This is a genomic window from Pseudoalteromonas sp. 31A1 (genome assembly GCF_011378815.1).
GTDB lineage: Bacteria > Pseudomonadota > Gammaproteobacteria > Enterobacterales > Alteromonadaceae > Pseudoalteromonas > Pseudoalteromonas arctica.
In genome coordinates this window covers 1-22971 of record NZ_WTKY01000016.1, presented here as the reverse complement: position 1 = coordinate 22971, position 22971 = coordinate 1, and the positions used below count along the sequence as shown (strand labels likewise).

At 39.1% G+C, this 22971-nt stretch carries 17 protein-coding genes and 10 tRNA genes; 16 read left to right on the top strand and 11 right to left on the bottom strand.

Annotated features, from left to right (window positions below):
* Nucleotides 1–146: 146 nt before the first annotated feature.
* Entirely contained in the window at nucleotides 147–2060 is a 1914-nt protein-coding gene (gene speA, locus GQR52_RS14405; protein WP_165728889.1) for a biosynthetic arginine decarboxylase, read from the top strand.
* 3 nt (nucleotides 2061–2063) lie between these two features.
* A complete protein-coding gene (gene speB / locus GQR52_RS14400) occupies nucleotides 2064–2987 on the top strand; it encodes an agmatinase (RefSeq protein WP_007583987.1) in 924 nt (307 codons plus the stop codon).
* Between the two features lie 55 nt (nucleotides 2988–3042).
* On the opposite strand, the gene GQR52_RS14395 is transcribed toward speB, so the two are convergent.
* The 3 genes from GQR52_RS14395 to GQR52_RS14385 are packed head-to-tail and all read right to left on the bottom strand — an operon-like array spanning nucleotide 3043 to nucleotide 5569.
* A complete protein-coding gene (locus GQR52_RS14395; protein WP_165728888.1) occupies nucleotides 3043–3441 on the bottom strand; it encodes a DoxX-like family protein in 399 nt (132 codons plus the stop codon).
* Nucleotides 3428–4450 carry a M48 family metallopeptidase gene (locus GQR52_RS14390; RefSeq protein WP_165728887.1) on the bottom strand — a complete coding sequence of 341 codons (1023 nt, stop codon included), beginning with the start codon at nucleotides 4448–4450 and terminating at the stop codon, nucleotides 3428–3430. Before GQR52_RS14390 ends, GQR52_RS14395 begins: the two co-directional genes overlap by 14 nt.
* A gap of 9 nt (nucleotides 4451–4459) precedes the next feature.
* Nucleotides 4460–5569, bottom strand: a complete 1110-nt coding sequence (locus GQR52_RS14385) for a YjgN family protein (protein ID WP_165728886.1) — start codon at nucleotides 5567–5569, stop codon at nucleotides 4460–4462.
* A gap of 394 nt (nucleotides 5570–5963) precedes the next feature.
* Here GQR52_RS14385 and GQR52_RS14380 point away from each other — a divergent pair, with 394 nt between their 5' ends.
* The 10 genes from GQR52_RS14380 to msrB all read left to right on the top strand — a co-directional run bounded on the left by GQR52_RS14380 (nucleotide 5964) and on the right by msrB (nucleotide 17857).
* On the top strand, nucleotides 5964–6167 hold the full coding sequence (locus tag GQR52_RS14380; protein WP_008171772.1) for a DUF1656 domain-containing protein: 204 nt from the start codon (nucleotides 5964–5966) through the stop codon (nucleotides 6165–6167).
* Nucleotides 6168–6172: 5 nt separating this feature from the next.
* On the top strand, nucleotides 6173–7033 hold the full coding sequence (locus GQR52_RS14375; protein WP_165728885.1) for an HlyD family secretion protein: 861 nt from the start codon (nucleotides 6173–6175) through the stop codon (nucleotides 7031–7033).
* Between the two features lie 10 nt (nucleotides 7034–7043).
* Entirely contained in the window at nucleotides 7044–9080 is a 2037-nt protein-coding gene (locus GQR52_RS14370) for an FUSC family protein (protein ID WP_165728884.1), read from the top strand.
* A 76-nt stretch (nucleotides 9081–9156) separates the two neighbouring features.
* Nucleotides 9157–9888 (top strand): RNA methyltransferase, encoded by a 732-nt coding sequence (locus tag GQR52_RS14365; RefSeq protein ID WP_010555372.1) that lies wholly within the window; start codon nucleotides 9157–9159, stop codon nucleotides 9886–9888.
* A gap of 68 nt (nucleotides 9889–9956) precedes the next feature.
* Nucleotides 9957–13358, top strand: a complete 3402-nt coding sequence (locus GQR52_RS14360; RefSeq protein ID WP_165728883.1) for an AAA family ATPase — start codon at nucleotides 9957–9959, stop codon at nucleotides 13356–13358.
* A 74-nt stretch (nucleotides 13359–13432) separates the two neighbouring features.
* Nucleotides 13433–14200 (top strand): cell division protein ZipA, encoded by a 768-nt coding sequence (zipA, locus tag GQR52_RS14355; RefSeq protein WP_165728882.1) that lies wholly within the window; start codon nucleotides 13433–13435, stop codon nucleotides 14198–14200.
* An 80-nt stretch (nucleotides 14201–14280) separates the two neighbouring features.
* Nucleotides 14281–16299 (top strand): NAD-dependent DNA ligase LigA, encoded by a 2019-nt coding sequence (ligA, locus tag GQR52_RS14350; protein ID WP_165728881.1) that lies wholly within the window; start codon nucleotides 14281–14283, stop codon nucleotides 16297–16299.
* A 10-nt stretch (nucleotides 16300–16309) separates the two neighbouring features.
* A complete protein-coding gene (locus GQR52_RS14345) occupies nucleotides 16310–16828 on the top strand; it encodes a DUF2919 domain-containing protein (RefSeq protein WP_007584017.1) in 519 nt (172 codons plus the stop codon).
* A gap of 2 nt (nucleotides 16829–16830) precedes the next feature.
* Nucleotides 16831–17271 carry a hypothetical protein gene (locus GQR52_RS14340; RefSeq protein WP_165728880.1) on the top strand — a complete coding sequence of 147 codons (441 nt, stop codon included), beginning with the start codon at nucleotides 16831–16833 and terminating at the stop codon, nucleotides 17269–17271.
* 145 nt (nucleotides 17272–17416) lie between these two features.
* A complete protein-coding gene (gene msrB / locus GQR52_RS14335) occupies nucleotides 17417–17857 on the top strand; it encodes a peptide-methionine (R)-S-oxide reductase MsrB (protein ID WP_010555368.1) in 441 nt (146 codons plus the stop codon).
* 4 nt (nucleotides 17858–17861) lie between these two features.
* Here the strand turns inward: msrB and GQR52_RS14330 are convergent, their stop codons facing one another.
* On the bottom strand, nucleotides 17862–19508 hold the full coding sequence (locus GQR52_RS14330; RefSeq protein ID WP_165728879.1) for a tetratricopeptide repeat-containing response regulator: 1647 nt from the start codon (nucleotides 19506–19508) through the stop codon (nucleotides 17862–17864).
* Nucleotides 19509–19779: 271 nt separating this feature from the next.
* On the opposite strand from GQR52_RS14330, the gene GQR52_RS20650 reads away from it, so the two are divergent.
* A complete protein-coding gene (locus tag GQR52_RS20650) occupies nucleotides 19780–19908 on the top strand; it encodes a hypothetical protein (RefSeq protein WP_269435025.1) in 129 nt (42 codons plus the stop codon).
* Nucleotides 19909–20143: 235 nt separating this feature from the next.
* Here GQR52_RS20650 and GQR52_RS14325 read toward each other — a convergent pair.
* The 7 genes from GQR52_RS14325 to GQR52_RS14295 all read right to left on the bottom strand — a co-directional run bounded on the left by GQR52_RS14325 (nucleotide 20144) and on the right by GQR52_RS14295 (nucleotide 21284).
* Nucleotides 20144–20219, bottom strand: a tRNA-Val gene (locus GQR52_RS14325).
* Between the two features lie 62 nt (nucleotides 20220–20281).
* Nucleotides 20282–20357 (bottom strand) — tRNA-Val (locus GQR52_RS14320).
* 32 nt (nucleotides 20358–20389) lie between these two features.
* Nucleotides 20390–20465: transfer RNA gene (locus tag GQR52_RS14315), tRNA-Val, on the bottom strand.
* Between the two features lie 49 nt (nucleotides 20466–20514).
* Nucleotides 20515–20590, bottom strand: a tRNA-Val gene (locus tag GQR52_RS14310).
* Between the two features lie 153 nt (nucleotides 20591–20743).
* A tRNA-Val gene (locus GQR52_RS14305) sits at nucleotides 20744–20819 on the bottom strand.
* Between the two features lie 160 nt (nucleotides 20820–20979).
* Nucleotides 20980–21055, bottom strand: a tRNA-Val gene (locus GQR52_RS14300).
* Nucleotides 21056–21208: 153 nt separating this feature from the next.
* Nucleotides 21209–21284, bottom strand: a tRNA-Val gene (locus GQR52_RS14295).
* A 1169-nt stretch (nucleotides 21285–22453) separates the two neighbouring features.
* Here GQR52_RS14295 and GQR52_RS14290 point away from each other — a divergent pair.
* The 3 genes from GQR52_RS14290 to GQR52_RS14280 all read left to right on the top strand — a co-directional run bounded on the left by GQR52_RS14290 (nucleotide 22454) and on the right by GQR52_RS14280 (nucleotide 22862).
* Nucleotides 22454–22529: transfer RNA gene (locus tag GQR52_RS14290), tRNA-Ala, on the top strand.
* Nucleotides 22530–22566: 37 nt separating this feature from the next.
* A tRNA-Glu gene (locus tag GQR52_RS14285) sits at nucleotides 22567–22642 on the top strand.
* Nucleotides 22643–22786: 144 nt separating this feature from the next.
* A tRNA-Glu gene (locus GQR52_RS14280) sits at nucleotides 22787–22862 on the top strand.
* The last annotated feature ends 109 nt before the right edge of the window (nucleotides 22863–22971 follow it).

Genomic DNA, 22971 nt, shown 5'->3' with positions numbered 1-22971 from the left:
TAGAGAGCAATACGTGATTGGTCGTTTTATCAATATTAAAAATCACTCGTTACGAGTAAAAATACTTGTTGGACTTGAATGTCTATTTTTCTTTTAATGCGCGCCACTAGCCGAGTCGGCATTAATTAAATAAAAGAGAAAGATAAATGAAAGAAACAACATCACTAGAACAAGCTCGTACGAGCTACAATGTTCGTCATTGGAGCCAAGGTTTTTTTGGTATTAATGATCAAGGTGATGTGTATGTTGCACCCAAGGCTCATGCACCAGAGCAAACCATTGCATTAACAGATATCGCAAAGCAACTACAAGAGAAAGGTTTAAGCTTACCTGCTTTAGTTCGTTTTCCGCAAATTTTACACCATCGTGTACACAGCTTATGCGGCGCATTTAATACTGCGATTGAAAACTATGGTTACCCTAAAGACTACCTATTAGTTTACCCAATAAAAGTAAACCAACAACGTGAAGTGGTTGAAGAAATAGTAGCAAGCCAAGCACAAGTAGAAAAAAAGCAACTTGGTTTAGAAGCAGGCAGCAAGCCTGAACTACTTACGGTACTAGCACTGGCTGAAAAAACCAGCGCGGTTATTGTATGTAACGGCTACAAAGATAAAGAATACGTACGTTTAGCACTTATTGGCGAAAAGCTAGGTCATAAAGTGTATATCGTACTTGAAAAGCTTTCTGAGCTAGACATGGTACTTAGCCAAGCAAAAGAGCTTAACGTAAAACCACGCATTGGTATTCGTGTACGTTTAGCATCGCAAGGTAAAGGTAAATGGCAAGCGAGTGGCGGCGAAAAATCAAAATTTGGTCTATCTGCATCGCAAGTTTTGCATGTAGTTAATCGTTTAAAAGACGCAAACCAGCTTGATTTACTTCAGCTAGTACATTTTCACTTAGGGTCACAAATGGCGAACATTCGTGACGTACGTTTAGGTGTAAGCGAAGCGGCGCGTTTTTACTGTGAGCTACGTAAGTTAGGCGCAGAAATTGATTGCCTTGATGTAGGTGGTGGATTAGCTGTTGATTACGACGGCACACGTAGCCAATCGCATAACTCTATGAATTACAGCTTAGCTGAATATGCAAATAACATTGTGTACACCATTGGTGATACATGTAAGCAATATGAGCAACCAATGCCGACTATTATTTCTGAGTCGGGTCGTGCGCTTACAGCGCATCATGCTGTGCTTATTTCTAATGTTATTGGTACTGAAAGTTACACGCCAGAAGAGTTAGTAGCGCCAGCGGCAGATGCACCACTTTTATTAAAAAACATGTGGGCATCGTTTGTGCAATTAACTGATTTAACGGATGACCGTGCATTAATTGAAATTTATCACGACAGCCAAGGTGATTTAGCTGAAGCGCATAACCAATTTGCACTCGGTTTATTAGACTTAGCGCAGCGTGCGTGGGCTGAACAAATTAATATTCGTATTTGTTATGAACTTAACAAGCACATGGATAACAAAAACCGTTTTCATCGTCCTATTATTGACGAGTTAAACGTACGTTTAGCCGATAAGTTTTTTGTAAACTTTTCGTTATTTCAATCGCTTCCAGATGCATGGGGCATTGATCAAGTGTTTCCGGTATTGCCATTAAGTGGCTTAACTGAAGCACCAAAAAAACGTGCTGTATTACTTGATATAACCTGTGATTCAGACGGTGCACTTGAGCATTACGTAGATGGACAAGGCATTGAAAGCACACTACCTGTACCAGAGTTTAGCGCTGATAAACCTTATTTAATGGGCTTTTTCTTGGTGGGTGCTTATCAAGAAATTCTAGGTGACATGCATAACTTGTTTGGCGATACGCACAGCGCAATTGTTAATATGGATGAGCAAGGCGTTGCAAGTATTACCGAGATAAACCAAGGCGACACTGTTGCCGATATGATGCGCTATGTACATTTAGATGTTGAAAGTTTTCAGCAATCATACGAGCAGTTAGTAAGCACTAAAATTGAAAAACACGAACAGCAAAGCGTTTTAGACGAGTTGCAAAGCGGCCTTGATGGCTACACTTATTTAGAAGAGTTATAAGCAATGTCGACTTTGTTTGGTCACGCAGATCACTCATTGTACTCAAATGGGATGACGTTTTTGCGTCGTCCTATGGTGCAAAATATTAATGCAATTGATGCAGACGTAGTCGTTTTAGGCTTACCGTTTGATTTAGCGACATCGGGTCGCCCTGGTGCACGTTTAGGTCCGGATGCGATTCGTCGTGCGTCGGTTCATTTAGCATGGGAAGACACTAAGTACCCGTGGACGTTCCCGTTATTTGAGCGTTTAAAAGTGGCAGACGCAGGGGACTTTACTTACCCTGTTGGCGATCCTGAGTATTTTACTGCGCAACTAGAAATGGCTGCTGAGCAAATACTTCGCCAAGGTAAAACGCTATTAGGTTTAGGGGGCGATCACTTTGTGACGCTTCCGCTATTACGCGCTCATGCAAAAATACATGGCAAAATGGCGTTAGTGCACTTTGATGCGCACACCGATACCTATAGCAATGGCTCGCGTTTTGATCACGGCACTATGTTTTATCATGCACCAATGGAAGGGCTGATTGATGTTGAGCACAGTATACAAATAGGTATTCGTACCGACTTTGATCAAAGTAAACATGAGTTTGCTGTGATTGATGCAATGCAAGCCAACGATTTACATGCAAATGATATTGCAGCGCAAATACTTGAACGAGTAGGTGACCTACCTGTTTACTTAACGTTTGATATAGATTGTTTAGACCCTGCGTTTGCGCCTGGTACAGGCACTCCTGTGTGCGGTGGTTTAACGTCAGATAAAGTACTTAAAGTACTGCGTGCGCTAAAAGGCATAAACATGGTAGGTATGGATGTGGTAGAAGTATCACCTTCGTACGACCAAAGTGAGCTTACCGCAATTGCCGCAGCAACCATTGCGAGCGAATTACTGCATTTGTGGACGCATAAAAATAAGTACTAATTTTACAAATTAAATACTACAAAAAAGGGTATGCGCTTGCATACCCTTTTTTTACTTAGAGGTATCGATTATTCAGCAGCTTAATTTCCTTTAACCAAATAACGCTTAGCCCAATAAGAGGCAGGTTAGTAGTTACAGGGTTAAATGCTTCAATAAGCAATTGTTGCTGCACTGCAACTACAGCGAGTAGAAGGCCAATTAATGCTAAAATATTTAAAATTACTAAGTGTTTATTTTTATAAAACACAAATAAACACAATCCAAATATAATTTCGCCAAAACCCGCCGAACGTGTAATTAAGTCAGACACTTCTGCTGAAAAACCAGCACTGCCAGTCATTAATTTTTCAAGTGGTGCAATATGATAAAGCTTTGGAAAAAAGCCATGATATATCCAACTTAAACTCACTATGTAACGAGCAAGTTGAATATAACCGCGATTATTTCCTAGCATTATTAATACGCTCTTGTGCACTTGGGTGGCTAGATAAATACTCTAAAAAGTCATTTACTTTTTCGAGGTGCTCGTTTTCGCTAGTATGACTTTCTTGCAGTGCTTCTATAGCATCAGCAAAGTCATTGCTTGAATACCCTAACAACTCCAATTGGGTGAGTGCAAAAGTATCTGCCTCGCGTTCCATATCTCGTGAAAACCCTTGCTGAGCAAATGATGCGCCTGTACCTAATGCAACCTCTGCAACCCCTTCTAAATCACCAAATACAACTGCTAGCACAATCGTACTTGCGGCAGATTGTGCTGTAATACGTACGCTATGCTGGTGGACTACATGGCCCATTTCGTGTAGCAATACCGCTTTTAGCGCATTAGGTTTATCGGCAAGTAAATTAGCTAACTCATCGGTGACGACTATACGACCATGGGGCAGTGCGAACGCATTAGCGCCAAAGCTGTCTGATTTATAAAACGATAATCTATAAACTGATTGATCAAGCGATAATGCATTAAGCATATCTTTAAAATGCGCTTGTACTTTAGCTTGCTGCTCTGCCGGTAGCTCACTTGGGTCAAGCGCAATTTTTTTAATAAGGGTAAAACTCTGCTCACCCATTTGCTCTACAACACTACGCGGTAGGGTATCAACACTATAAACAGCAATGGCGGGCACTGCTTTATAAAGTACTAACCACATAAATAGTGGCGTAAAAATTACGGCGGCTAAAATGGCCCACTTACTTTTTTCAAGGCGTTCCATTATATGATGGTTATTTTCTTTAAATGGCCATCTGTAACTTACATCTAGTGGAATAAAACGACTGCCATCTTCAAAGTTTAGTTCGTCAGCAAGTCCTGCCATCCCCGAACTTAAATTAAGACTTGAGATTGCGTGGCGAGCAATAACATATTCATCGTTGATAACTTCAATGTGTGTGTCGCTAATAGTTGCAACACACACCTGATAATTACTCGATGCTTTGGGAAAAAAATGTCCCTTTACATGCATAGTGAGCTCTTAAGTTAAAGAAAGGTCAATATCGAATACGTTTGCAGCTTCTTCAGCAAATGATGATTGCTGATCCTGCGCGGTATCAATCAGATTCAATGCACCAGGATAAATAGTGACGTTAGTTACATCAGCGAGCATTTTTGATGTACGCACTTTTGTCCATGGGTATGCAAGCCCTAAAGAAAATACAATAGCCAACATATTAGTGAGTAGTAAAACTGCGAAAGGAATGGGCTTTAGCTCTGATTTAAATGTAGCAACGCCTTCAAAATGGCTGTTATCAAAAATATGATTTCTAATAGCGGCATGCCATACAGCAGAAACAATGGCAATCATCAGCACATAGGCAATCATCATAAGTATAGGTAGCATAACCATTGCAGGGGAGTTTTCTAAATTTTGTTGATTTTCAATATCTACTAAGTTGAGGCCAAATAATCCTAAAATCCCCATAAATACCACCATGGTGATAGAGCTCACTACAAAGCAAATAAGCGCTGTTAAGTAATAGGTTTCGCCTTTTAGATTTACAGTAAGCGGTTTGTCGCCATAACTAATATTGCTATGGATATAGCTATCAATACGTTTTATAACGTAAGGCATTAATAAATAAAGCGTAAATATGCTGGCAATAGGTAAAAGTATAAAGTTAACAAAGGCTTCGCCATAGCTGCCTTTAAAAGCAAAGTGAACATTACGATGGCGGGTCATACGCAGATTAAAACGTAAACCTTGGTTAATAATCCATGGCATTAAAAAGATAAAACCAAGAGCAATAAACAGGCCTAAAATAGGCATAAAGCTAATAGAAAATGTATAAATAAAAAATACAATAACCGCTAAAATCCGACCTTTTAAAATTTGTATTGGCGTTGCTAGGTAGTCAAAGCTATGACCATCTATACGGGTGTGGCCGTAAAAATAGCGATGCGTACGTACTTTAGCCCACGCTGAGTATATGCCAAGCGTAATAACGCTAAGTAATATATTTACAATCCAAATTCCAAAAAACTCACCGCCTTTACCACTAAACTGCACTTTTCCGCTAAAAATTGGTTCAGCAGGCTCATTTATTGGTGGGGTTGTTTCAGATGGGGTAGGGTGTATTGATTCCATTAAAATTATATCCATGTTGTTTTTTTGTTAATTTACCCATTTTTAGTGCAAAATTCAATGTTTATAATTATCTCACCCTTCTGTAAACAGCTATAAATAGGCGTTTTAAGTATTGAGTTAAATACTCTAATACTTTTTTATAAATAAACCTCGCTGGTTTTATTTATTTGGCTGGTAACTGGGATCTTTAGCTTTTTAATATGCGATTTAGCTACTATACATAGTTAATGCTGCTTAAATGTAATGGCATTAATTATGTATTAAGCACACCTACGTACAATTAAGCTAATTGATTTATATGCCAAAATAATAGATTGTAAGAGTAGTGAGGATGTAAATTTATTTAGGTTTTACAGCTTTTATCACCGCTTTAAATAACATTAGGATATTTATTATGTTTCAAGCAGTCGTGTTAGGGGGATTAGAGTTTAGCCCGCTGATTGTTTACTTCCCAATTGCGTTTATTTTAACAGCGCTGACTCGTTTTGCTTTGCATCGACTAGATTGGCATGACCGTATTTGGAAAGTGGCTTGGTTTGAAGTGTCACTATTTGTTTGTTACTTGGCACTGGCCGTCTATTTACTAAGTGGAAGATAAATTGAATGATTAAATATCTGCGTATTACTTTTACTATCTTGGTTGTTATAGCTGCGGTTTTTGCTGGGCGTTGGGTATGGACTGACTACATGCATACTCCTTGGACGCGCGACGGTCGCATTCGAGCAGACATAGTTACAGTTGCTCCAGACGTGTCGGGTTGGGTGACTGCTTTAAACATTAAAGATGGTCAAAACGTACAAAAAGGCGAAGTACTTTTTAATGTTGATCAAAAGCGTTACCAAGCAGCGCTTGATAAAAGTAAAGCCAATACAGAAAATACGCTATATACATGGGAGCTTGCTAAACATAAATACGAAAGACGTGTTGAGCTAAACACTCAACAGGCAATAAGTGAAGAAACGCTAGAATCAACACGTATCAATACTAAAATTGCTGAGGCAAATTATAACCTAGCTAAAACAGAGCAAACAATTGCGCAATTAAATGTTGATAGAACTAAAGTTGTTGCGCCTGCATCGGGGCAAATAATTAATCTGAATTTACGCCAAGGTAACTATGTAGCTCAAGGCACACCTGTGTTTGCTATCGTGCAGTCAGATTCATTTTACGTAACGGGTTACTTTGAAGAGAGTAAAATACCGCTTATTTATCCTGATCAAAAAGCTAAAATAGCGCTTCTAAGCGGTGGTAAGCAATTAACGGGGCATGTAGTGAGTGTAGGTAAAGCAATTGCAAATACGAATACACAAAGTAACGGGCAGCTTTTACCACAAGTACAACAAACATTTAATTGGGTACGTTTATCGCAACGTATTCCTGTTGATATTAAGTTAGATTCATTGCCCGAAGATACACAGTTAAGCGCAGGAATGACCGCCACAATACATCTCGCTACACGTTAAGGGGAATATAGTGGGCGTAGTATTACAAAATTTGTTTTTTCCTAAAAAACAGGCAATTATTTTTGCGACTAAGGGCGTTATAGCCATGGTAATGGCGCTTACTATTGCTATGTGGCTTAATCTTGAAAGACCTTATTGGGCGTTAGTCTCGGCTATATTTTTGCAATTACGCCCGCAAAGCGGATTGGTTATTGAAAAAGCAATTTGCCAAATAATAGGCACCATAGTGGGTGGTTTATTTGGCATATTGCTTTTAACTCAGTTAATTCTCTACCCTTATTTAGCGCTCGGTGCATTGGCATTATGGTTGGGGGTAAACTCTGCGTTATCGGCAATGGTACGCCAAGCAAACTTTGTTTATGCGTTTGCTATGGCAGGTGTAACAGCCGCTATTATTGTACTTTTAGTCATGGTTACTCCGGCAATGGTGAGCAGCCAAAGCATATTTGATATTGCACAAGCGCGCGTGAGTGAAATAGTAATAGGCTCAATATGTGCAGGCCTTGTGAGCCATTTGTTTTGGCCTGTAAAAGTTAAACACTTACTGCAAGTACAAGCGCGGTCGGTTATAAACCAAACGTTAGATTATTTAGTAACTGAGCTTGATTCTAAAGGCTCGCACGAAAATCGCCATCAGCAAATAGATGGCATTATGGCAACATTAGGATCAATAAACGAAGACTCCAGCGCAGTAAGGTACGAAGGGCCAAAAGGTCCAGGGCGCTCACGTGCTGCAAATCAATTGTCGCAAAAAGTACTTTCTTTACTGGCTTCAATTCAAATAATTGGTCGCCTGCAACGAAACCACGCAGACCTTATTACTCCCACATTAGACAAATTAATAAGTAAACTTAAACACGTATTCGCGCAAATTAAAGAATCTGACGATTTTGATTACTGCGCCGAACAAGTTAAAACGCTGCGTAAAGAGCTAACCGACTATAGAGCAAATACGGTGTGTGATTCGCCATTTGAATCTCACATGCTCAATGTGAGCTTAGAAGTGGCAGCCGACTTAACAATTTTACTACGGGCATACAGAGCTTTAGAACAACGCGATAAAACATTATTAAATGCACCCAGTATACTTACATATCGCGACCCATTAGCTGGCATTATTGTTGGATTTAGAACTGCTTTGGTGTTTTCTATCGGCGCATTTATTTGGATTAATACAGGTTCTTCAGCTGCATTATTAATTATGATATTACCGGTCATATTTTCGATAATGCTGTCGAGAATACCCTTGGCTATTTTACAGGTTGTAATTAAACGTTTATTGGCAGGTATAATTGTTGCTACTTTTGTAACTATTTTTTATGCGTTAAATTTACTGTCGCAAAGTGGTGGGCAATTAGAAATATTGTTGCTTGTATTAGCTGGTCCGTATTTTTTGGGTTTGCTGTTACTCGCTGATCAACAAACGCTGCCATACGGCTTAGGGTTTTGTATTCCATTTACTATTTTGGTTAGACCCAGCACGGATATGAGCCTTGCGTTTTCAATTGATTATACACTCAGCTCTGCAATCGCTATTTTTGCTGGCGTGAGTATTTTATTTTGGATTTTTCAGTTATTTACAGGGCCAAGTGTTCAGTTACTTGTTCATCGTGTTTTTAAGGCTACCTATAAAGATTTACTCGAAATAAATACCCATCAAACTCCGAGTATTTGGTACAACCGCCGCATGGCAGATAGGTTAATACGCTTAACTAATTACGATCAGGGCTCACACTCACGCGCCATTACTGACCTTGCCCTAACCGGTTTAAACTTAGGACATGCCTCAGTGCGATTAAACTCAATTTGCGAAAATCTTGCTGGTGACACAAAGCTAAAATATTTAAATGAGTGGCAACGCACGTTGGCTGATGCATTTATGCTGGCTACCAAAGGTAAGTTTGATGAAAACTTTAAGCAAGCGTCTGATAATCTTTATAACGAATTAGCCGCATCTGTTGGTGATTCAAACCAATTAGAGGCAATAAAAGGGATGTTTATTCGCATTAATCTGACCTTTGAAAGAAGTGCGAGTAAGATAAATTAGCCCTATTCGCTGCTTTTCGAGTTCAGATGTTATAACGAAATCTGTTATACTTGCTGGATAATTTTATGGGGCTGTTATGATTTCAAAAAACCAACTCAAACTTATTCGCCAACTTGGCCAAAAAAAGTACCGAAAGCAATATAATCAATACCTTGTACAGGGTGAAAAAAACGTACTTGAGTTATTAAACAGCCCATTAAATGCGGTTAATATTTTTGCTACAAACGAATTTATAAATGCGTACCAAGGTGAGTATCAGCACGCTAATTTTATTGAAGCGGATGAAGAGACCCTCACTAAAGCGAGCACGCTAGTTAGCAATAATGCAGCCATTGCTATTGTTGATATGCCAAAGGCAGCTTTACCACAAGCAAATGGCTTAATACTCGCGCTTGATGGCGTATCAGACCCTGGTAACTTAGGCACAATAATTAGAGTAGCTGATTGGTACGGTATTAAACATATAGTAACTAGCACCGACAGCGCAGACGCTTACAACCCTAAAACAATTAGCGCCACAATGGGCTCATTTGTAAGGGTATCGGTAAGCCAAGTAGATTTACCTGATTACTTACAGTCTTTAAATTTACCTGTTTACGGTGCTTTTTTAGATGGACAAAGTGTACATAAAACCCAATTTACGGGCTCAGGCGTTTTGCTAATGGGCAGTGAGTCGCATGGTATACGCGAGACATGTGCAAAGTTAGTGACCAATAAAATCACCATTCCCGCTTTTGGTGGAGCAGAGTCACTTAATGTTGCAATGGCGACCGGTATTATTTTAGATAACTTTAAACGACAAGCTTAATCTATTAGTAAATTATGGGTTAAATTGTTTATGACAAATAACAATAATAAATTGGTAATAACAATAAGATGCGCTTAAGCACTATTAAATTAGCGGGCTTTAAATCGTTTGTAGAGCCCACTAAAATTCCATTTCCTGATCAAATGACGTGTGTTGTAGGCCCTAATGGCTGTGGCAAATCTAACGTTATTGATGCAGTACGATGGGTGCTAGGTGAAAGCTCTGCTAAAAACCTGCGTGGCGATGCCATGACCGACGTTATTTTTAATGGCTCAACTAATCGTAAAGCCATATCACAAGCTTCTGTAGAGCTTGTTTTTGATAACGATAAAGGTAGTCCTTCTAATACATTTGCCGACAGAAACCAAATTGCAATTAAACGCTTAGTAACGCGCGACGGGCTATCGCTGTACTTTTTAAATGGCAGTAAATGCCGTAAGCGTGATATTACCGATATATTTTTAGGTACAGGTCTTGGTCCGCGTAGTTACGCGATTATTGAGCAAGGGATGATCTCGCGCTTAATAGAAAGTAAACCACAAGAATTACGTGTATTTTTAGAAGAAGCCGCTGGTGTTTCTAAATACAAAGAGCGCCGCCGCGAAACACAAACACGCATTAAAAGCACCCGCGAAAACCTTGAACGTTTGTTAGATGTGCGTAAAGAGCTGCAAAGCCAGTTAGATAAATTGGCTGTGCAGTCGGTTGATGCAAAAAAATACCGAGAGTTAAAAGCGCAAGAGCGAACGCTAAAAGGGCAAATTGCGGTTTTAAAATGGCAAAAGTTACATCAGCAACAACTTGAAAAAAGTACTCTAATTAAAAAACTGAACGATCAAATTTCTTTTTTTAAAACTGCTAACTCAGGGCATGACGATGTACTTGCAAGCTTAGAAGGGCAAGTACAAGCCAAGCAAGATAAACTAAGCGATGCACAGCATCAGCAACATGTAATACACACCGAGCTTACCCGCGCTGAGCAACAGCAAATAAATGTAAAGCAACAAACTCAAACGCTTAAACAAAATTTAATTAAATTACAGCAACGCCAAACCCATAGCACTGAAGTTAAAACGCAGCAGCAAATTGTGTGCGAGCAACTAAATGAAGCCCTGCAAGAGGCAAGTGAAAACGCGTTAATGTGCGAAGAGCAAGTTAGGAAGTTAACGCATGAGCTTGAGGACTTATTAGCACTTAAGCAGCGCCGTAACACTCACTGGCAAGCTTTGTGTGAGCAACAGCAACAACTCAATAATAATGCGCAACTGCATAGCAGTCACATTAAACAAACTCAGCAGCAAATAAGCCACGTTAACGAGCAAATTGATCAGTTAAATGCGCAGCTTACTGACTTACAAAGTAGCGATGTAGAACAACAATTAACGCAGCAAACACAGCAAACACAAACATTAACTCAAGAACTGGCCGCTAAACAAACAGCGCATACACAGTGCAGTGCTAAGCTTGAATTACAAAATGAGCGTGTTAATAACTCACAAAAGCAATACTCAGCACTTACTCAAGCAATAAATGAGTTAAAAGCCAGTATAACTGGGCTTAAAAGTACATTAGGGCTTGATGAAGAAAATGAAAAAATTAATGTGTTGTTTAATCAGCTAAGTGTTGAAGAAGGCTTTGAGCCCTTAATAGAGCAAGCACTTAAATCGCTAGAGCACTTAAATGTAAGTGAGCAGCAAGCTGATAATAGTGTGTGGCCAATTAGTACTAAGCACATTGCTGAAAATAGCTTAGCGGCATTCATAACAAGCGGCGTGTACCCAGATCATTTATCGCGTATTGCTTATAGCGAGAGCGGTGATCTAACGCTGTTAAACGATGCTTTTTATACAGCCGTTATGGATAAAAACGGTGCTTTATATGGTCGTAACTGGCATGTAAGTGCTGATCGCAATGCCGAAAACTCATTACTTTTAAAGCATAAGCAATTGCAGGATAAAGCTCAGCAGTTAACCAATGCCGAGGATGAGCTAAAACAAGTAACACACACTCGTGATGAACATACAGCTGATCAAATAAAGTTAATTAACGAGCAAAGCGAGCTAAAAGAAGCCATACATGAGCTTGCGCAAAATATAGCAGTAGCCGGTACACGCAGCGATATGCTCAAACAGCAAGTAGCGCACTTTAAGCTGCAACTAGAAAAGCTACAACAACAAAAACAGCAATTAACAAATCAGCTTTTACAATTAAATACCGTGCTTGATGAGCAAGTAGCGCAATTTGAAGTGTTGAATGAGCAGCAACATAACTTAACTAATGAGGTAGACGCTGCAAATAGCCTGCGCTCACAAAGTGATAAAAGTTATAGCGAAGCATTAAGCATGCTTGAGCAATATAAAATAAAAGCACATAAGGCAACGCTCTCAGAGCAAAAGGCACGCAGTGAATGGCAGTTAAGCCAAACCAAATTGAGCCATGCGGAGCAAGAGCACGTTAGTGCATCTGAAGGTGCGCAAGAACTACTTAGTGAAATAGAAGAGCTGCTGATCCCAGAGCAAGAACTGGGCGATAAAATAACGCAGTTTTTAGCGCAGCATCAAAAAGGCGAGCAGGCATTAGTATTGCTACAAAAAGAATTAGCTCAGGCCAAAGAGAGCTTAAACACTAAGCAAATAAGCCTTAAAAATTCACAAGGTGAGCTGGTGGGCTTGCAAGAGCAGCATCAAAAGCTAACAATTGAAGAGCAAAGCTTACTAATAAAAGCGCAAGTTGCGCTCGAACCATTAGAAGATTTAAAGCAAAGTTTAAAAGCAATACTCGATGAATTACCTGAAACATTGAACTTAAGTGCAGCGCAAAATCAGTTAGCCGGATTTACTAATCAGTTAGCAAAATTAGGCGCGGTAAATTTAGCGGCAATTGAAGAATTTGATTTAGCTAAAGCCCGTAGTGATTATCTTGATAATCAATTAGATGACTTAACAAAAGCGTTAAGTACCCTTGAAGGGGCTATTCGTAAAATTGATAGTGAGACCAAAACCCGCTTTAAAGCGACGTTCGATCAGGTAAATGAGGACTTTGCAGAGCTATTTCCTAAAGTTTTTGGTGGTGGTAGTGCGTATTTAGAATTAACCAGTGACGATTTACTCGAAAGTGGTGTTAGTATAATGGCACGACCACCAGGTAAGAAAAATTCAACAATTCATTTGTTAAGTGGTGGAGAAAAAGCGCTGACCGCATTATCATTAGTGTTTTCTATATTCAGGCTCAATCCAGCTCCTTTCTGTATGCTGGACGAAGTAGATGCACCATTAGATGATGCCAACGTTGTGCGTTTTTGCCGTTTGGTTGAAGAAATGTCACAATCTGTACAGTTTATTTATATTAGTCATAATAAAATTGCGATGGAAATGGCAGGTAGATTAACGGGTGTTACTATGGCAGAACCTGGCGTATCGCGTATGGTTGCTGTAGATATAGAACAAGCTGTGCAACTTGCACATGCATAAATTTTTATAACAAGTGTATTATTTTTTAATTAATATACAGGTTTTAGGCATATCAAATAATAAAAGGTGAGGGGATGGCCGAACAATTAAGATGGGTTTTAATCATTATCAGTGTAGTTGTCATTGGTGGTTTATTAATACATGGATTGTGGTCTGTGAGAAAAAAAGACCGCCCAGAAGTATCTGATAACGAGCGGGTTGAACCATTACAAGAAAGCGCATCAGCTTCATCTAAACCGTTTCGAACTGAGGCTGAACCAAAAGAGCTAATGCAAAACGAACGTGATGAGCCACAGTTTGGTGAGCTTAACTTTGATGAAAATGAGCCGCAAATAGATACAAGCGTTCCAGAAGTGCCGATTGAAGATGACCTAGAAATAGTTGATGACCTAGAAGCAAAAGAGCAAAGCGCTGAAGAAGCACCTGCCCAAATGTCTGACTTTGTTATTGTACATATTCAAATGCCGGAAGAGCTTAGTATGCAGGGCAGTAAATTATTGCCGGCAGTTAACACTTTAGGTTTTAAATATTCTGAGGAAGGCTTTTTTAATCGCCACTTAGATCCGGCTGGTCAAGGCCCTGTTTTATTTAGATTAGTAAATATGTACAACCCAGGTACGTTTGATATTGATAATATGGAACAGTTTAGTACCGCTGGGGTAAGCTTATTTATGACGTTACCGTGCGATGGCGATGGTCTAGCTGCATTTAATATGTTGCACAGCGCAGCTAAAAAGTTAGCGGATGAATTTGGTGCACAAATTTTAGATGCTGAGCGAAATGAAATGACAGTAGATCGCGTAAGACAATATGTTGAGCAGGTTCGTTCTTTTTCAGCGTAAATAACGCATACATTATATTTTTATAAGCCACTGGACGGTGAATCGTCAAAGTGGCTTTTTTTATGTTTATTGAGGTTTAAATGTCTAGCAGCATTAGTGAGCAAGTTAATCATCTTCGTACTACATTAGAGCAACACAACTATAATTATTATGTGCTCGACACCCCCAGTATTCCTGATTCTGAATACGATAGGTTATTACGCGAACTAAGCGCACTTGAAACCGAGCATCCTGAATTTTTAACCGCCGACTCACCTACACAAAAAGTAGGCGGTGCAGCACTTAGTAAATTTGAACAAGTAGCGCACCAAGTACCCATGCTCTCACTTGATAACGCCTTTAGTGAAGAAGAATTCACTGCGTTTAATCGCCGTATAAAAGAGCGTTTAATGAGTACTGATGAGCTTACTTTTTGTTGTGAGCCAAAACTTGATGGTTTAGCTGTATCAATTATTTATCGCGATGGTGTGCTTGTACAAGCGGCTACTCGAGGCGATGGTTTTACTGGTGAAAACATTACTCAAAATGTAAAAACAATTCGTAATGTACCCCTTAAGTTACGTGGCGATTATCCAAAAGAACTAGAAGTGCGCGGTGAGGTGTTTATGGACAGCGCGGGCTTTGACAAATTAAACAGCGAAGCTGAGAAACGTGGTGATAAAGTATTTGTTAACCCACGTAATGCCGCAGCGGGTAGCTTACGTCAGCTCGACTCTAAAATTACCGCCAAACGGCCACTTATGTTTTACGCTTACAGTACGGGGCTTGTTGCTGATGGCAATATTCCTGAGGATCATTATCAGCAATTAGAAAAGTTGACTGATTGGGGATTACCGCTTTGCCCTGAAACAAAACTAGTTGAAGGCCCACAAGCGGCGCTTGAGTATTACAGTGATATTTTAACGCGCCGTGGTGAGCTTAAATATGAAATTGATGGCGTAGTAATAAAAATAAATCAAAAGACCTTACAAGAGCGTTTAGGCTTTGTAGCGCGTGCTCCTCGCTGGGCTATTGCGTATAAATTCCCAGCGCAAGAAGAAATAACCCAACTACTTGATGTTGAATTTCAAGTTGGGCGTACGGGTGCTATTACACCGGTTGCACGCTTAGAGCCTGTTTTTGTAGGTGGCGTAACAGTATCAAATGCAACACTTCATAATGGCGATGAAATTGCTCGTTTAGGTGTAAAAGTGGGCGATACAGTTATTATTCGCCGCGCAGGAGACGTGATCCCGCAAATAACTCAAGTTGTGCTTGAACGCCGCCCTGATAATGCACGCGATATAGAGTTTCCTGTAACGTGCCCAATTTGTGACTCCCATGTTGAAAAAGTAGAAGGCGAAGCTGTAGCCCGTTGTACGGGTGGACTTGTATGTCCTGCACAGCGTAAGCAAGCTATTAAGCACTTTGCTTCGCGCAAAGCGCTGGATATAGATGGTCTTGGCGATAAGATTGTTGATCAGTTAGTCGATAGAGAACTTATAAAAACGCCTGCTGATTTGTTTATATTAAAACAAGGGCATTTTGAATCACTTGAGCGCATGGGACCTAAGTCAGCTAAAAACTTAGTAACAGCACTTGAAGAGGCTAAAGGCACTACGCTTGCTAAGTTTTTATACTCTTTGGGTATTCGTGAAGCTGGTGAAGCAACAGCACAAAATTTAGCTAATCACTTTCTAACCCTTGAAAATGTAATAAATGCCAGCATTGATAGTTTAACGCAAGTAAGTGATGTAGGCGAAATAGTCGCTGCTCATGTTCGTGGCTTTTTTGATGAAGAGCATAATTTAGCAGTTGTTAATGCGCTGATAGATCAAGGTGTAAACTGGCCAGCGTTGAGCGCACCTTCTGAGGAAGAACAGCCGCTCGCTGGGCTTACATATGTACTTACAGGTACGCTTAATACACTTAATCGCAATGATGCAAAAGCACGATTACAACAACTTGGTGCCAAGGTATCTGGTAGCGTATCGGCTAAAACAGATGCGTTAGTGGCGGGTGAAAAAGCAGGTTCAAAACTAACAAAAGCACAAGACCTAGGCATAGACATACTAACTGAAGATGAATTAATTGAGTTGCTTATAAAGCATAACGGTTAGGAAAATGACAATGAGCCGATATGGGCCAGAATACTGGGATAAGTACGGAAGTTACCGTACGCCTATTGCATTTCATTTAAGTGTGCTTGTGCTATTACGCAGTTATTTTATTTGGGTTATTGCGGCTTTAAGCCGCAGGCCTGAACTAGATTTAATGTCGTTATTTTTTAAAAATAAAAATGATTTTTTTATCGCAATAACGATTGGAAGTATTGCAATAATACCGACTATTTTATTTTGTTTACGCAGACCACGAGATTCACACAGTGCAAGCAACAGGTTAGCAAGAATATGGCGACATATGCGCTGGCCTCTTATTTTATGTGCAGTTGTTGATTTAACATGGTTAAGTGTTCAAGCAGCGCATAGCCATTATCGATTTTCATCATTTTTAGCAGTACAAATGATGATTGTTTTATGGGTATTATGGTATTTGGTGAAAAGCCGCTATTTAACTGTTTTCTTTAATGATTGGCCTGAGCCGACAGAAAAGGCATCAGAAGAAAAAAAGCGACTTAAAAGGGATTAGTTGTGGACGCCGTAAATAAAAAAATAGCGATAGCTATATCGATAATAGGCTTTGTGCTTATTATTTTAATGATTAGCACTGAGCTTTTAGAGTTTATGTGGTTTAAAGCGTTATTTGGGTTATGGGTATTTGTTTTTTGCTCAAGCGTTTATAGGTTAACGCCTTTATTTAAATCAAGAAACAGGTTAGAGGATTTTATTCAGCGAGACGCCCAACACTTATTACTTTTTAGTTTGATGGGATTTTTTGATAAAAAGCACGGCCCTGATTGGTTAGTTATTGAGAGTATTGAACGTATAACGACAAAGGATGATGAGCTAATAATTTACAGTAATAACGAGCGCCAAATGAGTGTTAGTTTACCTGTAAAAAAAGCAGAGCTAGATAGTTTTATTAAACGAATACTTAGCGATTCAGAAAAGCAAACCATTACCTTTAGCTAAGAATTACCTTTAAGATTGAACGAGTTTTAGTCTTAAACGGTCAACACTCCTTAGCTGATCTTTAGTGTATTAAATAACGTAACAATTAGCCGTACTTTTTATGACTTTATAAAGTATAGCTAATCAACTATTCAATGAGGCTATTATGTTGAAGTGGAATGATGTTATTAACTTTGCCACCAATGGCAATCCTACCCCAAGTGAAAAAGTAGTCAAAACTGACGAGCAGTGGCGGATGCAACTATCAGAAGATGAATATTACGTAACACGTAAAAAGGGAACAGAGCGCCCAGGTAGCTCGGGTAGTTGTACATTACTCGAACCTGGAAAGTATGTGTGTATTTGCTGTGATAATCTATTGTTTGATGCTGATGAGAAGTTTGATAGTGGTACTGGTTGGCCGTCATTTACGCAACCTGCGACAATTGAAGCGATTGGCTATGTAAGCGATACAAGTCATGGTATGGAGCGCATAGAGGTGGTTTGTAACGTGTGCGATTCGCACTTAGGTCATATTTTTCCAGATGGTCCATTACCAACGGGTTTACGTTATTGCGTTAATGCCGCATCAATGAAAAAGCTCTAATATTTTATTTACTAGCGCTTTGAATATCTAAATTCATTTCTTTTGCTATGTGCAAAATCTTATCTAAACGCTGCGTCTGATCTGCTTGTAATTTAGTTTTATCAAGAAGGGCGTAGCACCTTCTAGCAAGATCCACATTAAATGAGCTGCCAGATTGCTTAGTTGAATCAAATAGGCACTGTAATAAATTAAGTGCGATACTTTGATTACGAGGCATGACTCTAAACGCTTGTGTAAAAGCTTCCAACGCAGTATTTAATTGGCCTTTATTAAATTGACTAACGGCATGGTTGTTAAGCTCTTTTGGACCCATTTTAATATCGCGTCGCTCACTTTGTTGCTGCTGAATATAACGCAAGTAAGTTGTGTCGCTAACTGCGGGGTGTCTTTCACAGTGGCTAATTATTTGTGTGAATAAGGTTTGCGCCTTTTGATGAAACCCCAGTTCATGAAATGCTTTTGCTTTATCAAGTGCGCCATCAACCGATCGGATATGAGTATCGTCATCATCAAGCTGCTCAATTAGCTTTTTAGCTTTTTGGTGCTCGTCTTTTAAATAATGAAGTCGTGCATTAAGTACATCAATTTGAGCTTGATTCGCATTATTAGGAAACTGTTTTTTTAAATCATTAATGTACTGATTAGTTTGCCTTGAAATTCGCTGTATTTGGTCGGTTTGATCCGTCGTTAACGCAAAGTCGATACCAGCACGAGCTGCATTCAAATATACATCGGGGTGGTCGTGTATTGAGTGTTTTGCAAAGGTGGCTATATCTTTTTGAGTTAAATAGCTTTTTTCGTAGTCGTGATTAATTAGCGACACATTACTTAGCGATTTTTGGCGTGTGATATTTCGCGGTGCAATTTCTGCAGCTTGGCTTAAAAAGCTTTGTGCTAGCTCAAATTGATTTAGCTTTATTTCTAATCTGCCCAACAAATCAAGGGCTACTAAACGAGTTTCTTGGCGCTCTAACATTGTTTTGAGCATTCGCTGCGCCAAAATATGTTCGTTATTCGCTATAAGTGCTTCTACTAAGCCTACTTTTGCCCAAGCAAATTTTTGAATGTCGAGAACAGACTTAAAAAAGTCTTTCGCATCTTGAGCGCGCTTTAAGCGAAGTAAGGCATCACCTTTTAAGCGAAGTAGGATAGGGCTGTAATTATTATTTTTTTTATCCAGAGCGGTATCAATAAACTTAATAGCTTTTGAATCGTTACCATCATCAATTAATGAATACACTGTTTGTAAGTCGTGTTTACGCTTTAGGATTCGTTCAATGCGTATTTTAAGCTCTTGTACTGTAAAAGGTTTAACTAAAAAGTCATCAGGTTGCAGCTCAAGAACACTATGAACGAGTGAGCCACTTGTTTCTGCTGAGATAAAAATAAAGCCAGTCGAGCTTTTTATGAGTTGCTTTACACGTAGCTCTTCATAAAGCTGGTAGCCATCTTGGTGTTTATTTAAGTTGAATGAGCAAACGATTAGATCAAATTCTTCACTTAAACACTGCTCTTTTGCAGAATTTGCATGATCAGCAAAGCGCAACTGCCGAAAGCCAAGCCTTTCTAACGATTGTTTCATATAGCTTTGAGCAAGTGGCTGCTCTTCTACTATAAGTATTTTGGCTTTTGAATAGATCTTAGTTGGCATTGGCTTAAGCGTAATTGTATTTAACACAGACTATAATCAACAGTTTAACTCCTTACAAGGGAATTTAAATGATAGCTGTATTTATTAGGTACTTAACTTTGCCTAATACGTTTATCTAACTACGAAGGTACTGAGCCGAATAACATAATTAAAAACTAAATAAGTAAAATTGATAACGCTATATTTGATGAGTGCTTTGATATGGAAGCTTAGATTTGAATAAAAATATGAAATGTATTTAAGGTAAAAAGAGGAGTTAAACGTATTCAATATGGGAAAAGAGTTATTACTAGAGAAGTTATCATTTAAAGAGTTATCTGATGGTATTTATATGTGGTGGGTGATTACTTGGCTTGATACCAGTGACTTAATTACATACGACTTATACCAACCTGCATAAATCTTTGATCAATTTAACGAATTAAATTGCACTATAACGTCGTTAAAAATTTTTTATTTAGAACAACTAGATACAAAAACTTTTGCCTAGTTCTAGCGTAATTTTCTTAACGTTAAATAGACCCCATATATAAGCAGATTGGTATTATATATTGAGTTTTTATGAAGTTCTTAAATGTATTTAATATGCGAAGAAAGAGTTATTACTAGAGAGGTTGTCTGATGGTATTTATATGTGGTGGGTGATACTGGACTTGAACCAGTGACCCTCGCCTTGTAAGGGCGATGCTCTCCCAACTGAGCTAATCACCCACATATAATAGGTATGCCTGTTATTTAATTCTTTATTATCAAATTAACCGCTTGATGTAATTTGGTGGGTGATACTGGACTTGAACCAGTGACCCTCGCCTTGTAAGGGCGATGCTCTCCCAACTGAGCTAATCACCCAAATTACATTTTAATATGCACCATTCTAGGAATGGTGGGTCGTACTGGACTTGAACCAGTGACCCTCGCCTTGTAAGGGCGATGCTCTCCCAACTGAGCTAACGACCCATATTAAAATTTTAAAACGCGACTATTGATATAATAATAGGTTTATATGTGGTGGGTGATACTGGACTTGAACCAGTGACCCTCGCCTTGTAAGGGCGATGCTCTCCCAACTGAGCTAATCACCCACATATAAATTAAAACGCTACTATTGAAATAAATAGTACTGGACTTTAACCAGTGAACCTCGCCGTTACTTGTAAATAGCGGTAATGTTCTCTTTTTTCTAACTGAGCTAACGACCCATTTAGATTTTCTTGTAATATGCACCATTCTAAGAATGGTGGGTCGTACTGGACTTGAACCAGTGACCCTCGCCTTGTAAGGGCGATGCTCTCCCAACTGAGCTAACGACCCATATTACATGCTACTACCTATATAGATAGTACTGGACTTTAACCAGTGAACTTCGCCATCTTTTATAAAATGCGGTGATGCTCTCTTTTCTTGTAACTGAGCTAACGACCCATATTACAATTTTAAAACACGACTATTATATAATAATAGGTTTTATATGTGGTGGGTGATACTGGACTTGAACCAGTGACCCTCGCCTTGTAAGGGCGATGCTCTCCCAACTGAGCTAATCACCCACATATAAATTAAAACGCTACTATTAAAATAAATAGTACTGGACTTTAACCAGTGAACTTCACTGTTGCTTATAAGTAGCGGTGATGCTCTCTTTTTTCTAATTGAGCTTAGGACTCGTATAGAATTTAGATGTGAACACTTTAATTAAAAAGTGGTGGGTGATACTGGACTTGAACCAGTGACCCTCGCCTTGTAAGGGCGATGCTCTCCCAACTGAGCTAATCACCCACATCTAAACAACATTGCATTGCTGCGTTGTTGTGGGGCGCTATTATAGATAGAGTTGAAAATGTGTCAACACTTGAATGATAAAAATGTGCTGAATGAAGGTTTTATAAACAATAGGATATGGTTGAAGTCTATTTTATCATCAAATTTGATATTGCAGTTCAATTAAGCACCTAATAAGCTCCTAAAAGTGAGTAGGGAATTGTATTTTATTAATCTTAAATTTAGCTTCACGATACTTATTGTTTTTTTTACTGGAGTCGTTTTTATGATTATGAGCAAGATGGATTAATATTAGGGCTAGTTATTTAGTGAATAGAGCGGTCCTTTAAAAATGAATTTAATCTAAACTTCCCAAAACAAATGCTATTTTCAGCATTCTAAACTCTATTTTTGTACTTACTTTATTTTTATAAGCCAACCTAGCCAAATCGTAAATACTCATACTTCACTAATAGCCTTCGGATTAAGACTAAATAGATCACACATAACTAGTGCGTGTTTACCTTTGTGGATTGAACCCAAAGGGCAGCGCATGTTTGGACTTTATGCGGCGTTATCGCCTATTCATGGGTAATAATCAAACTACAATAGGCTCTGCCTTGCCTAAAAAGCAAACATACTGCTGTAAATTCACCCACCAAAGATCAACACGCCCTGAAGTTTTGTACATAGCATTACGAAGCTACAATGCTCTTTAAAAAATATTCTTCAAACAATAATCGAGTTTTTAGTACGAGTGACGCTGGTTAATAAGCAAGTAAAGGCTGCGGGTACTCTCAAATCCACATTTAAGTTTTGGTTATTATAAGCAATTGTAACTTTTAAAAGATTAAGGCGATTGGCGGGGCCTTAATTGGTAGTTTTTAGATAAGTTCAATTTGCATATAAATGTATACCTTTGCTTTGATGCAATTTTGTTGCATTAAATAGGGGAGTAGGGTGTTGTTAAGTATTCGCTGCGATATAGTGATGTTATTATAAGCAGTAGGGCTAGAATCTTATTCAAATTGTATTTTTTAGCACGCTTGATAGCCAGTTTGTTGAAAATTAAACCATTTAAATAAAGCTAGGTAAAAAACTGTTGACTTTATTTTGGGTGGTGCATAGAATGCGCCCCGCACTAAGCGATACACGATGTGTTTATCACGACGGGTATTGATTAAGTTGGGGCCATAGCTCAGCTGGGAGAGCGCTTCGCTGGCAGTGAAGAGGTCTGCGGTTCGATCCCGCATGGCTCCACCAAAAATTAGTGTTTTGTCCTAGGGTAGCAGTTTTCTGTGTCCCCATCGTCTAGAGGCCTAGGACACCGCCCTTTCACGGCGGTAACAGGGGTTCGAATCCCCTTGGGGACGCCACTTAACTTTTATTAGTTAAAGGCGGTTTTACCGAGAAAATAGCGTCACAATTAAAGCTCGAGTCTTTACTTGTATTAAACGCAATTACCTTAAAGCTCATGATGTGAGTTAAACTTATCAACTGTCCTAGTGACACATTTATGTGTCCCCATCGTCTAGAGGCCTAGGACACCGCCCTTTCACGGCGGTAACAGGGGTTCGAATCCCCTTGGGGACGCCACTTACTTATTTTCAATAGGGAAGTGAAGTGTTATTAAGAAAGCTCGCCTGAAACGAGTCTAAAAATTCAGTTGTCCTAGTGACACATTTATGTGTCCCCATCGTCTAGA